Consider the following 12,246-nt stretch of genomic DNA (forward strand, 5'->3'; position numbering starts at 1 on the left):
GTTCCGAAGAACTCCGCTCGACATGCATGTATTAGGCACACAGCCAGCGTTCATCCTGAGCCAGGATCAAACTCTCGAAAAAATTGACTGTCATGTTTATTGTATATATCTAGTTTTCAAAGAACTTCTATTGCTTGCTAACACTTGAAAGTTTCCATTTCTTGGCTAGTTAGCAAAACTATTATACCACTACTTTTTTTAAATACAAAATATTTTTTTACTTTTTTTGTTTAAATTAGATCTAACGCACATATATTATATATGTTTGAAAAAATGCCTAAAAATTTACTAAATATTTTTAAAATTATCCTTGTTTTTCTTTTGATAGTTATCGGGATAATTGTTAGTTCTAAAAAAAATAATACAAACGCCTCTAAAAATATAGAGAAATTAATAATAACAAAAATTATAGACGGAGACACTGTAGAAGCAAAAATTAAAAGTAAAAAAATTAAAATAAGGTTGTATGGAATTGATACACCTGAAACACTTAAAAAAAATAATAAAAATAAGTTAGCTAAATATGAAAATTATTATGCTAATATCGCTAAAGAAATGTTAAGAGACAAAACCTCAAATCAAGATTATTTTTATTATAAGCACATTGATAATGACGAATATGGTAGAGATGTTGGACTAATTTACACACAAAAGTTTGATGAAAATATTTTTGCAAATACCTTAAATTCTTTTTTAATAGAAGAAGGATTAGCTAGAGTTGCATATATTCAAAACTCTAATTTTAAGCAAAAATATTATACGAAAAATAAATTTCAAAATGACTTTTATAACTATATCATAGGGTTAGAAGAAAAAAGCAAAGCACAAGAAAAAGGATTTTGAAGTTTGGAATTGGAGGAAGTGTTCTATAAATATAAAAAAATGGTATAATATATTTAAATAAATATATTAAGGAGTTTTGATGAAAGAAAATTTAAATAATAATTATGACGCTTCAAATATTAAACATCTTGAAGGTCTTGAACACGTAAGAAAACGTCCTGGAATGTACATCGGGAGCACATCTAAAAGCGGTCTTCATCATATGGTTTGAGAAATAGTTGACAACTCCGTAGATGAGGCTATGGCTGGGTTTGCTAATACAATTAACATTACAATCACTAAGAACGAAGAAATAATTGTGGAAGATAATGGCCGTGGTATACCGGTTGGTTTACATCCAAAATTTAACATCAGTGCACTCGAAGTTGTTTTAACAAAATTGAATGCGGGTGGTAAATTTGAATCTAATGCTTACAAAGTTAGTGGTGGTTTACATGGTGTTGGTGCCTCTGTAGTTAACGCTCTTAGCGATTACATGGAAGCTTGAGTTAAACGTGACGGAAAACTATATAACGCAAAATTTGCTAATGGTGGACAAATAACTCAATCTACAACTATTATTGGTGAAACAAAAGAAAACGAAACTGGTACAACAATAAAATTTCATCCTGATTACAAGGTTATGGAACAAATTAAGTTTGACAAAGAACTTATTATTGACCACGCTAAACAAATAGCTCACTTGAATAAAGGTTTATTTGTCTCTGTTACAGATCATCGTGATAACTCTTACAACGAATTCAAATATGATAATGGTATCGTTGATTACGTTAAAGAAATAAATGAAGGTTACAAACCAATTAACCAAGAAGTTATTTACGCCTCAGGAGAATACAAATATAATAACGACTTAAACGGAGAAGAAGTAATTATAGGAGTAGAAGTTGCAGCTCAATATTTAGAAGATATGTTTAGATCAAATATAATAACATATACAAACAATATTTCTACTCACGAAGGTGGTACTCACTTGTCTGGGTTCTACGATTCATTGATGAGATTAATAAATAATTATGCTATTGATAAAAATTTAATAAAAAGTGAAACTGATAAATTCACAAGAGACGATTTAATCGAAGGACTAACAGCAATTATTTCTATAAAACATCCAGATCCACAATTCGAAGGTCAAACAAAAGGAAAATTAGGTTCTAAAGACGCTCGTAGAGCGGTTAATGAAATATATTCAGAAGCACTTGAGAGATTTTTAAATGAAAACCCTGATATTTCTAAAAAAATTATTAATACCGCAATACTCGCTAGAAAAGGAAGATTAGCATCTAGCGCAGCAAGAGATAACGCAAGAAGAAAAAATGTTTTCGAAAGTGGTGGATTACCAGGTAAACTTTCTGATTGTACAAGTAAAAATGCGGAAATTAGTGAATTATATATAGTCGAAGGAAATTCTGCTGGTGGTTCAGCTAAAATGGGAAGAGATAGAAAAACTCAAGCTATTTTACCATTACGAGGAAAAATCTTGAACGTTGAAAAAACGAGACAAGAAAAAGTGTTTAACAATGAAGAAATAATGTCATTAATAACTGCATTAGGTACAGGGTTAGGAGATACTTTCAATATCAACAAATTGAGATATCACAAAATCGTAATAATGACCGACGCTGATGTTGACGGTGCGCACATTAGAACATTATTACTAACATTTTTCTTTAGATACTTTAAACCGTTAATTGAATATGGTTTTATTTATATAGCACAACCTCCTTTATATAAAATCCAACAAAACAAATTTGTCGAATACGCTTATAACGATGAACAAAAAAATGAAATAATGGAAAAATTAAATCCAAATTCTAAGATAACTATACAAAGATATAAAGGTCTTGGTGAAATGGATCCAGAACAATTATGAGAAACAACAATGAATCCAGAAAATAGAAAAATGCTTCAAGTTCAAATAGAGGACGCTTACAAGGCGGACAGAACATTTGAGATACTAATGGGGGAAAATGTTGCACCTCGTAAAGAATTCATAGAAAAAAATGCAAAATACGTAAAAAACATTGACTTATAATTATGAATAAAATACTAAATTGAGATCAATATTTTATGGCACTGACTAAATTAAGTGCCCTACGATCAAAAGATCCTAACACAAAAGTTGGCGCATGTATAATAAATAATAGAAAGAGAGTTATTGCTTTAGGTTATAATGGTATGCCTTCGGGCAATGATTTTGATTTCCCGTGAGCAAGAGATAAAAAATTAGAAAAAGACAATAAATATCCTTATGTTGTACATGCAGAAATTAATGCGATATTAAATTCAACAACACAATTAGAAAATGCGATATTATATACTTCTTTATTCCCTTGTTCAAATTGTTCGAAAACTATTGTTCAATCAGGAATAACAGAAATTGTTTACTTAGAAGATAAATATCACGATACTGATGATGCATGAATTTCAAGAAAAATTCTAAAAGATTCTAATATTAAAACCAGAAAACTTGAACCTCTAAATATTACGTTAGAATTATAAAAAAATACGAATTTGAGTAATTCGCATTTTTTAATAATCATTTTTTCTATTTATCTTGAACTGAAGTAACACCCGGTAATTCTAAACCTTGTAACAATTCAAGTGAAGCACCACCACCTGTTGAAACATGTGTAAATTTGTCTTCCATTCCCAATTTTTCAACGGCGGCAACCGAATCTCCACCACCAACTACTGTATATGCATCGGTAAGTTCAGAAATTGATTCACAAACAGCGTATGTACCTTTTTGGTAATTTTTGAATTCTGCTACTCCCATAGGTCCATTTCAAACAACTGTTTTAGCATTGTTTAAAGTACTTTTTACTAATTCAATTGATTTAGGCCCTAAATCTAGACCCATATACCCTTCTGAAATTTCTACATCTTGGAAAACGGGTTCAACATCTTTAAATTCTGTTGATGTAGCATGATCAATTGGTAAAATAACTTTTTCTGAATATTTTGATAAGAAGTCTCTAGCTAAATCTAAATAATCATCTTCCACCAAAGAAGTTCCTGTATTTAATCCTTGAGCTTTTAAGAAAGTGTAAGCCATAGCTCCACCAATTATCATTTTATCAGCAATTTTAGCTAAATTTTCTAAAACTTGAATTTTATCAGATACTTTAGCTCCACCAATTATTGCAACATATGGATGTTCAGGTTCACCAATAACTTTTTGAAGTGATGAAACTTCTTTTTCCATTAAATAACCTAATGCTGATTCGGTGATATTAGAAGCTATCCCAACATTTGATGCATGTTTTCTATGAGCTGTCCCGAAAGCATCATTAACAAATACATCACCTAATGAAGCTCAATATTTACCTAATTCTTCATTATTTTTACTTTCAGCTTTATTATTCAAATCTTCATATCTTGTATTTTGAACTAATAAAACTTCACCTGGTTTCATATTTTCAATACTTTTTTCTAATATTTCACCTCTTGTTTTTGTTACAAAAATAACTTTTTGACCTAATTGTCTTGCTAACTCAATAGCAACTGGTTTTAAACTTTTAGATTCCAAATCTTCTTCAGTTTTAACTCTACCTAAGTGAGAAAATAAAATGGCTTTTCCACCTTCGGATACTATTTTTTGAATTGTAGGTAATGCTGCCTTAATTCTTTTTGTGGATGTGATAACACCATTTTTTAAAGGAACATTAAAGTCAACTCTAACTAAAACTTTTTTATTGTTTAAATCTAAATCATTTATAGTTTTTTTCATTTTTATCCTTTCGAACTACTAAATTAATTTGTTATTTAAATTATATAAAAAATAATACTTTTTTAAAAAATAAAATTATAAAAATTAAGATATTTATTTAGTTTTAAAAAAAGTAAATTTTTATTACAAAAAATATAATTTTAACATCTGCCCCCCTTCTTCTACAACTCTTATAAATAATATTTATTTATAAAATATGATAAAATAATAATATATGTTTTATGACTATTTAACAATAAATTTTAAGGAGAAAAAATGAAATTAAGTATTGTTTCTCTTGTTGGTGATTTATTCAAAGATATAGAATGATTCTTAAAGGATCTAAAAGATCAAGATAATCAAGATTTTGAAATAATTTTATTCATTAATAAGAAACAAATCAACATATTAGAATCTCTAAAAGAATATTTTCTTTTATTTGGCTCAAGATTGAAGGTTGTTTTTAATAATAAAGTTGATAGCTATCAACTAAATTTAACTAGTGCATTTAAAATTGCGAGAGGGGACTTTCTAGTTGTCATCAATTCAGAGAACACGTTAAGAAAAAAATACGTTTCAAACATTATCAACGAAGCAGAAAAATATTCAGCAGATATATTAGAATTTAAACCTAGACTAATTGGTTCTATAAGATGAAAACCAAAAGCTAGATTAAAATTAATTAACAAAGTAGATATAAATAAAATGCAGAGTACTTACGCTTATACATTCCCTTTTATTTTTAATAAAGTTTATAAAAAAAATCTATATAAAAAGCTTGTTAAATATATGCCTTCTAATTTAAATGACACCAAGATGTGTGTTGAATTAAATTATATATTATTCTCCGAAGCAAAAACATATATGTATCTTGATTATAGAGTTTATAGAGAATTTATAAACTCTAATACTTGATTTAATTCAAGGCACGTTTTAGACTCATTCAACATTGTTGAAAATTACTTCAAGGAAAATAACCCCAAAATTTTAGAAGAAATTAATTACGCAAAAATATATACAATAAAATTATTGTTAACTGGTTTTTTAAACGAAACAACGTTTACATATAAAAGAATATATAAATACGAAAAGGAACAAATCCAAGAAAAAAGAAGTCTTACCTTTGTAAAAAGACATTATGAATTAATTGATAAACTAGAAAGTAATGCAATAAAAAATGATTTTTTTAAATCTAATATTTACTTAGCAAGTGACAATGATGAATCTAAGTTACTAAAAAAACCTTTATACAAAATTAAAAAAATGAAAATTTTGGACTTTTTAGAATAATATGAAAAAATATCAAAACTCTTTTTTTTACAAGAGGTTTTTTTCGGAAATAATAGATTTCATCCTGTTTTTGCTAGTTTCTATTTTTCTAGTTTGAGCTATCGGAATTTTTAATTATGCAAAAAATATACCTACAAACAAACTTGTTTGATCCACTCTAATAGGAATATTTAATAATAGTATTTTTTTTATAATTATACCCTTAGTTTTAAAAGGTAAAAGTATCGGTAAATATTTATTAAAAATAAAAATAATTTCATCAAAAAATAATGAATTTGACTCTATTTCTATTATTAAAAGATCTACATTAAGTTTTTCTTTAATGTCTCTAATGTGAGTTTTAGTATTTTTGGTAGCTTACTACAATTCATATTATGTGGATGAAAAAAAGAGTAACCTAACTCTAGAAATAATTAATAAATTTTTTCAAATTTTTACATACGCCATAAGTATCTTTAAATTTATCGATTACTTATTTATAATTGTATATAAAAAGAAATTATCCGTAATAGATATTATAACAAAAACAAGAGTAGTTAATAAAGATGAAATTATTGTTGATGATATTGAGTTAATAAAATTAGTACCGTTTTACTCAAAAAGAAGAAATATTGTTTATGTTAATAACAAAGCAAATTTAAAAGATGAGGAGAAATAATATGACAATTAATACAAAAAAGATTGATTTACTGAGTGATTTGAACGAAAAGCAAAACCAAGCCGTAAAATACTTTGACAAACACCTAAGAATTATTGCTGGAGCAGGGACCGGTAAAACTAAAGTCTTAACACGTAAAATCGCCTACTTAATAAATATATTAGGGATACCTGCAAAAAATATATTAGGTGTTACTTTTACTAATAAAGCGGCTCAAGAAATGTCTATAAGAGTTGAAAAATATTGTAATAATTTAGAAACAAAACTAAATATTAAAACTTTTCACTCTTTTTGTGCAACTATTTTAAGAAATGAAATTCATAACTTGGGATATCGTAATAGTTTTACAATAGTGGATGAGCCGGATAAAATTCAAATTTTGAGTGCAATTTATAAGAAATTAGGAATAACTAGTTCCGAAATTAGTTATAAATCGGCAATACACTATATTTCGACTCAAAAAAATAATACAACCGATTATAATCAGTTTTATAATATAAAAAATATGGATCAAATTGAAGATAAAATATATTTTGAATATATAAACGAATTAGCTAGAAATGGTGCTTTAGATTTTGATGACCTAATCATTAAAACAAACATTTTATTTCACACTAGACCAGATATAGTAGAAAAATATAAAAAACTATATTCATATATTCTTGTAGATGAGTTTCAAGATACTTCAAAATTACAATATAGAATTATAAAAAGTTTAATCGGAAAAAATACACACTTAACTATTGTTGGTGACCCAGACCAAACTATTTATAATTGACGTGGTGCGGACGTTAATTTAATATTGGATTTCGAAAAAGATTTTAAAGAAACATTTACGGTTGTTTTAGATAAAAATTATCGTTCCACACAAAAAATACTCGACGCTGCAAATAAACTTATAAAAATGAATAAAAAAAGGTACAACAAAGACTTAGTTACCGAAAACGGAGTGGGTGCTGACATTGAATTTATGCATAGTTTTAGTGAAGAAGGTGAAGCAAAATGAGTAGTAAATAAAATCAATCAGTTAAAAAAGCAAAAAAACCAATTAAAATCTATTGTAATACTATATAGAGCAAATTATTATTCAAGAGCCTTCGAGCAAGCTTTAATTGATGAAAATATACCTCACAAAATAATAAACGGGGTCAAATTTTATCAAAGATCGGAAATTAAAGATGCAATCGCTTTTTTAAGATTGTTACATAATAATGATGAACTATCTTTTTATCGTATAGTTAATGTACCAACAAAAGGAATTGGGCATAAGGCAATAGAAACAATTAAAGAATTTGTCGCAAAAAAAGGTAACTTAAACACATTTGAAACAATTACAAATAAAAGTAATTGATCTGAATTTAAAAGAGAACACCCCAATCTTGCTGTAAAATTATTTAAATTTTTACAAATAACAATACGATACAAAAAGGAGTTAAGAAAGTTAGAAATAACAAAACACTCAATTTCTAAAATACTTGATTTTTATTTAATGGAATTAGATTACTATCATTTTATCGAGAAAGACACTAGCCTAAGAGGAACAGCAATTGAAAACGTTAAAGAACTAATCGCTTCGATCAAAACTTGAGAAGAAAAAAATAAAGAAAAAAAATTAGCCGATTATTTAAATTATATTAATTTATTATCTGTTACAGATGATTACGAGGGAAACACTAATTATGTAACACTTATGACTATTCACTCCGCAAAAGGTCTAGAATATGATAACGTTTTTTTAGTAGGTTTATCGCGTGGTGTATTCCCTTCATATAGAATAATAGAAAAAATTGATTCTGACCCTGAAACTTTCGAAGAAGAAAGAAGGTTGGCATACGTCGGAATAACAAGAGCTAGAAACAACTTATTTTTAAGTTCATCGCGTGGGAAAATATTTGGGACAGACCTTTCTAAAGAACCCTCTAGATTTATAACTGAAATGGGTATAAATGTTGATAATTATACAAATATAAACGATGATCACGGGTTGGACTTAGATTATTCTCCTGATGAGATTTCTTTAATAAATTCTAAAATGATAATTGGAGATATAATTTCTCATACAATTTTTGGAGAAGGTGAAGTTGTAGATTTCGGCTCAGGTAATGAAGTTTTAGTAAGATTTAGAGACGGAAAAGAAAGAACATTAAATAAAAGACATCATTCAATTAGGATCATAAGTATCAAGGAATAGAATGAACTATTTAGTAATATTAATTTACATTTCAATTATTCTATTAATATTTTTAATATCATCGTATTTAGTTTTTAAGTTTATATATTTTTACAAACGAACTTCATCTGGTGTTGTAATTTTTAAAATTGATAATATTAACAAAAGAGTAATTAGAAATAATAAAAAATATAACTTCCTCTCAACATATTTAGATTCAAATAGTTTTAACTTTAACAAATACAACTATATATCTATTAACGAATTTTTAAATTTTTTTAATAAAGATAGTTCAAATAAAATAAAAGAGATAATAAATAAGAATTTACAAAATTACGAGAGTAAAATAGATGTTTTTTGAAACAAGGATTTCAACATTAAATTAAGACTTTTTGAAAAAATTATAAATAAATTTAATAAAAAATTATTAAAAAATAAACCAATGAAAATGGTTATAAAAACAATTGACGGGAATAATTATCATTGCTCTCTTAAATGAGGTGTAGAATATAAAGATAAAATAAACAATTTAAACAACATAACCTTAAACAACCAAACTAATAATGATTTTTTAAAAAATAAAAAAAATATCATTATAGGATTACTTTTAAAAAATTTTTATTTTTTAAATAAAAATAATGATAATACTGATTTTTTAAATGATTTATTTGGGTTAAATGATCAAATTGTTAATTTGTTCAAGAGCGATGATTATATTTACTTAATACTTAAATATACATCTAAAAATCAATATAATAATTTTTTAAATAAAATAAACGAAATAAATAATTCAACTACATTATCAAGAATATATAAAAGAGCGACAATTATACAATACCCTAAAATAAATAATTATGAACAAGATTATATAAATGATTTAGTGAAATATTCTCTATACAATATAGACTATGATTCTAAAAATTCTTCAAAATATTACTTTAATAACACCGATGATAATATACGCAAAGAAATTGAATTATTCAATGAGGAATACTATAGATATAAACAAATAATAACAGATAATAAAGACCCTAAAAAATGAGTTAATATAAAAAATATAGTAAATTATATTTCAAAGAATAAAACACAATTTAAAATAATTGAACCAAACTACGATAGATTGAAAGTACTTTTCCGTTTTTACTATTTATTTGATAAAAACGAGTATTTATCTCATTTGAAGGAATTAAATTGATTTAATTATTTTTCAAAAAACTCAGAAAACTTAGGGACAACTCAATTAATTTTCAAAATGTCTCAAGCTAATTATTTGTTTATAAAAGAAGAGGAATTTAAATCTAAAAATATAATCCCAATGATTTATGATTTAGGAGTAATGTACGATATTAATTTACTAGAAAGCAAAATATTATCTAATTATAATAACGAAATATTGACATTCTTTTATATAGAAGACATAAATAGAAATATATCCTTTTTGCTCGAAAAATTTAAAATTAAAGCAATCATTATATCTAAATTAATATCTTCAAAACTTTATAATTCTAATATTTTTTTGAACTGTTTAAATCTTTCTACGCAATTAAATAAAAATAAAAAAGTTGTAATATATGAAAGTCCACCTGAAAATTTAGAGCAAGAATTTATCAATAAAATTAAAATTAATTATAATTATTAAAAAATAAACAACACATTTATTTTAAAAACATGTTGTTTATTTTTTTATTTATCGTTTTCTTCTACTATTGTAGCTGTTTCTTCATCGTTAGAATTATTATTTGTTGCGTTTTGTTGTGCGGCATAATTAGCAAAATCACGCATCATATTTTCAACTTGATCTAATTTTTCTTTTAAAGCAGAAATGTCTTTTTTATCAATAAGTTCTTGTAATTCTTTAATTAATTTTTCACTTTCTTCTTTTGATTTAGGATCTAATTTATCACCTTGCTCTGCGTTGGCTTTCTTAATTTGATCAATTAAACTTTCGGCTCTAACAATTGTTTCAACTTCTTCTTTTTTCTTAGCATCTGCTTCTTTATTTGCTTCTGCTTCTTTAACCATTCTTTCAATTTCTTCTTCTGTTAGTTTAGTAGAATTTGAAATTGTAATTTTTGCGTCTTTATTATTTTTTAAATCTTTTGCAGTTACTGTTGTAATACCATTAACATCAATTGAAAATGTAACTTCAATTTGTGGAACACCTCTTGGAGCGGGTTCAATTCCACCTAAATTGAATGAACCAAGTGTTTTATTATCTGCCGCCATTTGTCTTTCACCTTGTACAACTCTAATTGTAACTTCTGTTTGATTGTCAGCTGCTGTTGAAAAAATTTGACTTTTTGTTGCTGGAATTGTAGTATTTCTAGCAATTAAAGGAGTAGATACCCCTCCCATTGTTTCGATACCTAATGTTAAAGGTGTAACATCTAATAATAAAATATCATCAATATCTCCCGCTAAAACAGCACCTTGAATAGCAGCACCAATCGAAACTACTTCATCAGGATTTATAGAACGATTTGGTTCTTTATTTAATGTACGTTTAACCATATCTTGAACTGCTGGCATACGTGTTGAACCTCCAACAAGTAAAACTTCATGTAAATCCGCTGATGTTATACCTGCTTCTTTTAATGCATCTTCAATTGGTTTTCTTGTTCTATCTAATAAATGAGATGTCATTTCTTCAAATTCATTTCTTTTTAGTTCTAGTTCAACGTTAAGGGGTCCATTTTCAGTCATAGCTAAAAAAGGTAAATTAATTGTAGCTACCGATTGATTAGATAAATCTATTTTAGCTTTTTCTGCTGTTTCTTTCAGTCTAGCTTTAGCCATTTTATCCTTTTCAACATCATAACCGTGTTCTGATTTTATTTTTCCAATCATTCATTTTACAATTTCATTATCTCAATCGTCACCACCTAGATGATTATCACCGCTAGTTGAAAGTACTTCAAATGTTCCATCTTCCAACTCTAAAACAGAAACATCGAATGTACCACCACCAAGATCGTAAACTAAGACTTTCATTGATTTATTTGTTTTTTCTAAACCAAACGCTAATGCCGCAGCAGTAGGTTCATTAATGATTCTTAATACTTCTAAACCTGCTATTTTACCTGCTATTTTAGTGGCCTCACGTTGTGAATTATCAAAGTATGCAGGAACTGTAATAACCGCTTTTTTAACTTTTTGACCTAATTTTGCTTCAGCATAGTCTTTCATGTATGATAAAATCATTGCTGATATTTCTTCTGGTTTATATTCTTTTCCGTTTGCACTTACTGTTTTTCCTGTACCAATTAATCTTTTAATAGAAACTATAGTGTTTGGATTTGTTTCAACTTGTCTTTTCGCAACATCACCAACAACTATATCACCATTTTTAAAACTTACTACTGAAGGTGTTGTTCTTTTACCGTTTGGATTTTCAAGTACGACAGGATTTTTACCTTCAATTATGGAAACAACAGAGTTTGTTGTTCCTAAATCTATCCCTAATATTATTTCTTTTGCCATTTTAATTCTCTCCTAATTATTAGTTAATTATTTATGTCTTAAATTATTTATTATCTACATGGCTTCTTTTTTTAACGAAGTCATAATTTAATTATA

At 26.6% G+C, this 12,246-nt stretch carries 9 protein-coding genes and 1 rRNA gene; 7 read left to right on the forward strand and 3 right to left on the reverse strand.

All coding sequences use genetic code 4. The features are described from left to right. A 16S ribosomal RNA gene (locus KQ876_RS02000) occupies positions 1 to 82 on the reverse strand; the annotation flags it as partial. 179 nt (positions 83 to 261) lie between these two features. Here KQ876_RS02000 and KQ876_RS02005 point away from each other — a divergent pair. The 3 genes from KQ876_RS02005 to KQ876_RS02015 are packed head-to-tail and all read left to right on the forward strand — an operon-like array spanning position 262 to position 3,342. Beyond that, on the forward strand, positions 262 to 891 hold the full coding sequence (locus KQ876_RS02005; protein WP_205852627.1) for a thermonuclease family protein: 630 nt from the start codon (positions 262 to 264) through the stop codon (positions 889 to 891). Positions 892 to 922: 31 nt separating this feature from the next. Beyond that, on the forward strand, positions 923 to 2,875 hold the full coding sequence (gyrB, locus tag KQ876_RS02010; protein ID WP_205852628.1) for a DNA topoisomerase (ATP-hydrolyzing) subunit B: 1,953 nt from the start codon (positions 923 to 925) through the stop codon (positions 2,873 to 2,875). 2 nt (positions 2,876 to 2,877) lie between these two features. After that, entirely contained in the window at positions 2,878 to 3,342 is a 465-nt protein-coding gene (locus KQ876_RS02015) for a cytidine/deoxycytidylate deaminase family protein (protein WP_205852092.1), read from the forward strand. Positions 3,343 to 3,388: 46 nt separating this feature from the next. On the opposite strand, the gene KQ876_RS02020 is transcribed toward KQ876_RS02015, so the two are convergent. Further along, a complete protein-coding gene (locus tag KQ876_RS02020) occupies positions 3,389 to 4,573 on the reverse strand; it encodes a phosphoglycerate kinase (protein ID WP_205852091.1) in 1,185 nt (394 codons plus the stop codon). A 255-nt stretch (positions 4,574 to 4,828) separates the two neighbouring features. Here KQ876_RS02020 and KQ876_RS02025 point away from each other — a divergent pair, with 255 nt between their 5' ends. The 4 genes from KQ876_RS02025 to KQ876_RS02040 are packed head-to-tail and all read left to right on the forward strand — an operon-like array spanning position 4,829 to position 10,309. Next, positions 4,829 to 5,842: a glycosyltransferase gene (locus KQ876_RS02025; RefSeq protein WP_205852090.1), complete on the forward strand. Its 1,014-nt coding sequence runs from the start codon at positions 4,829 to 4,831 to the stop codon at positions 5,840 to 5,842. A 1-nt stretch (position 5,843) separates the two neighbouring features. After that, positions 5,844 to 6,500 (forward strand): RDD family protein, encoded by a 657-nt coding sequence (locus KQ876_RS02030; RefSeq protein WP_205852089.1) that lies wholly within the window; start codon positions 5,844 to 5,846, stop codon positions 6,498 to 6,500. Between the two features lies 1 nt (position 6,501). Beyond that, a complete protein-coding gene (locus tag KQ876_RS02035) occupies positions 6,502 to 8,691 on the forward strand; it encodes an ATP-dependent helicase (protein ID WP_216490067.1) in 2,190 nt (729 codons plus the stop codon). A gap of 1 nt (position 8,692) precedes the next feature. Next, complete coding sequence (locus KQ876_RS02040) at positions 8,693 to 10,309, forward strand: MHO_4530 family protein (RefSeq protein WP_216490069.1); 1,617 nt, start codon at positions 8,693 to 8,695, stop codon at positions 10,307 to 10,309. Between the two features lie 44 nt (positions 10,310 to 10,353). Here KQ876_RS02040 and dnaK read toward each other — a convergent pair whose 3' ends face one another. After that, on the reverse strand, positions 10,354 to 12,150 hold the full coding sequence (gene dnaK, locus KQ876_RS02045) for a molecular chaperone DnaK (RefSeq protein WP_216490071.1): 1,797 nt from the start codon (positions 12,148 to 12,150) through the stop codon (positions 10,354 to 10,356). Between the last annotated feature and the right edge of the window lie 96 nt (positions 12,151 to 12,246).

The sequence above is a fragment of the Mycoplasma sp. CSL7491-lung genome (assembly GCF_018913965.1).
GTDB lineage: Bacteria > Bacillota_I > Bacilli_A > Mycoplasmatales > Metamycoplasmataceae > Mycoplasmopsis.